The sequence below is a fragment of the Candidatus Methylomirabilota bacterium genome (genome assembly GCA_035260325.1).
Taxonomy (GTDB): domain Bacteria; phylum Methylomirabilota; class Methylomirabilia; order Rokubacteriales; family CSP1-6; genus AR19.
In genome coordinates this window covers 1-2,453 of the sequence record DATFVL010000215.1, presented here as the reverse complement: position 1 = coordinate 2,453, position 2,453 = coordinate 1, and the positions used below count along the sequence as shown (strand labels likewise).

Annotated in this window: 3 protein-coding genes; all 3 read right to left on the bottom strand. The window is 65.6% G+C overall.

Features of this window, described 5'->3' with window-relative positions:
* On the bottom strand, positions 1-473 hold a 473-nt coding region (locus VKG64_13775; GenBank protein HKB26109.1), incomplete at its 3' end, for a GTPase.
* A 44-nt stretch (positions 474-517) separates the two neighbouring features.
* The gene (gene clpX / locus VKG64_13770; protein ID HKB26108.1) at positions 518-1,768 is read right to left on the bottom strand and encodes an ATP-dependent Clp protease ATP-binding subunit ClpX; all 1,251 of its coding nucleotides are present in this window, start codon (positions 1,766-1,768) and stop codon (positions 518-520) included.
* A 41-nt stretch (positions 1,769-1,809) separates the two neighbouring features.
* Positions 1,810-2,415 carry an ATP-dependent Clp endopeptidase proteolytic subunit ClpP gene (clpP, locus tag VKG64_13765; GenBank protein HKB26107.1) on the bottom strand — a complete coding sequence of 202 codons (606 nt, stop codon included), beginning with the start codon at positions 2,413-2,415 and terminating at the stop codon, positions 1,810-1,812.
* Positions 2,416-2,453: the final 38 nt, after the last annotated feature.

Sequence of the window (2,453 nt, the reverse complement as noted above, 5' to 3'; positions counted from 1 at the left end):
AGCGCCCGCGCGCGCGCCAGTCGCGCGCCGCGGGCGAGCTTGTCGCTCTTCGTAAGGGCCGCCAGCACGCGGGTCGCGCGTGCGGCGAAGAGCGCCTGCATCGCCTGGTCCTCGGGTGAAGGGTCGCGACGGATGTCGAGCAACCACACCACGCCGGCAAGGAGCGGGCGCTCGAGGGCGTCGGCAATCAGGCGCCGGAACAGGGCGCGCTCGGTCTTCGCGGCCTTGGCATACCCGTAGCCCGGGAGATCGAGCACGTAATACGGGGCGGCGCCGGCTGGGTGGGAATCCCCAGTGCTGCCTGCCGGTGTGCCTCCCGGTCCCAGCCGATACACGTTGAGCGCCTGCGTCTTGCCCGGCGTCGCAGAGACCCGGGCGATTTGCCGACCGGCGAAGGCATTCAACAGGCTCGATTTGCCGACGTTGGATCGGCCGATGAGGGCGACTTCGACGAGGGGCGGAGCCAGGGTCACGTCGGCTCGGGGAAACGAACCGAGGAAGAGCGGCTCCGAGGCGGTCAGGCTTCTTTCTTTTGGCGGACGCGTTCGGTGACGAGGAGCGGGGGCCGGGCCTCGGTGACGCACTCGGCGGTGATGGCGACCTCGCGCACGTCGTCCCGGCTGGGGAGCTCGAACATGATATCGGTCATCATCTCTTCGAGGATGGCGCGCAGACCGCGGGCGCCGGTGCCGCGCTTAATGGCCTTCTGAGCGATCGCCTTGAGCGCGTCCTTCTCGATTGTGAGCCGCACGTCCTCGAGCTCAAACAGCTTCTGATACTGCTTAGAGAGCGCATTCTTGGGCTCGATCAGGATGCGGATCAGCGCCTCCTCGTCGAGCGAGTCGAGCGGCACCGCGACCGGGAGCCGGCCCACGAGCTCGGGGATCAGGCCATAGCGCAGCAAGTCGTCCGGCTCGACGTCGATGAAGGGGTTCTTCTTGGCCTTCTCGGGCGCCCCTTTCGCGACCTCTTCCTTGGTGAAGCCGATTTGCCGCCGCCCGGTGCGCGACTCGATGATCTTCTCGAGCCCGTCGAACGCCCCGCCACAGACGAACAGGATGTCTTTCGTGTTGACCTGGATGTACTCCTGCTGCGGGTGCTTGCGGCCGCCCTGGGGCGGGACGCTCGCGACCGTGCCCTCGAGGATCTTCAGCAGCGCCTGCTGGACGCCTTCACCCGACACGTCGCGCGTGATGCTCGGGTTCTCGGACTTGCGGGCGATCTTGTCGATCTCGTCGATATAGACGATGCCGCGCTCCGCCTCCGAGACGTTGAAGTCCGCTGCCTGCAGCAGTCGGACCAGGATATTCTCCACGTCCTCGCCGACATAGCCCGCCTCGGTGAGCGTGGTGGCATCGGCGATCGTGAACGGGACGTCGAGGATGCGCGCCAGGGTCTGCGCGAGCAGGGTCTTGCCTACGCCGGTCGGGCCGATCAGGAGGATGTTGCTCTTGTCGAGCTCGACTTCGGGCTCACGTCCCTGGTGCGAGTTGATGCGCTTGTAGTGGTTGTACACCGCGACGGCGAGCGTCTTCTTCGCCTTCTCCTGGCCGATCACATACTGGTCCAGCACGTCCTTGATCTCCGCGGGCGTGGGGACCTGGGTGATCGCCTCGGAGACCTCACGCTCCTCGTCCTCCGCCAGGATCTCGTTACAGAGGGCGATGCACTCGTTACAAATGTAGACGGAGGGCCCGGAGATGAACTTCCGGACCGAGTCCTTCGACTTGCCGCAGAAGGAGCAGCGGAGGTGTTTGTCGTGGGACATCCGGCCCTAGTATGGGAAGGTCGCGCCCCCGGCGCAAGCCGTCAGCGCTTCTTCCCGTCGTCGATTTCCTGGAAGTTGGCTATTACGTGGTCGATAAGCCCGTAGTCCTTGGCCTCTTCCGCGGACATGAAGCGGTCGCGGTCCATGTCCTTCTCGATCTGCTCCACCGGCTGGCCGGTGTGCTTGGCGTAGAGCTCGTTGAGCTTGCCCCGCAGGTACAAGATCTCGCGCGCCTGGATCTCGATGTCCGCCGCCGTGCCCTGGGCGCCGCCCGAGGGCTGGTGCATCATGATGCGCGCGTGGGGCAGGGCCGAGCGCCGGCCTTTGCGCCCGGCCGCGAGCAGGAACGAGCCCATCGAGGCCGCCATCCCCATGCAGATCGTGTTCACCGGTGCCCGCAGGAATTGCATGGTGTCGTAGATCGCCATCCCCGAGGACACGATGCCGCCGGGGGAGTTGACGTAGAGGTAGATGTCGCGCTCCGGGTTGTCGGCGTCGAGGAAGAGCAGCTGCGCGATGATGATGTTCGACACCTCGTCGTTGATCTGGCTGCCCAGGAACACGATGCGGTCCATGAGCAGCCGGCTGAAGATGTCGTAGGTACGCTCGCCACGGCTGGAGCGCTCGATGATATAGGGCGGGTAGATCTGGTTCCTCGTCACGTCTGCTCCACGGTGGATTGCGA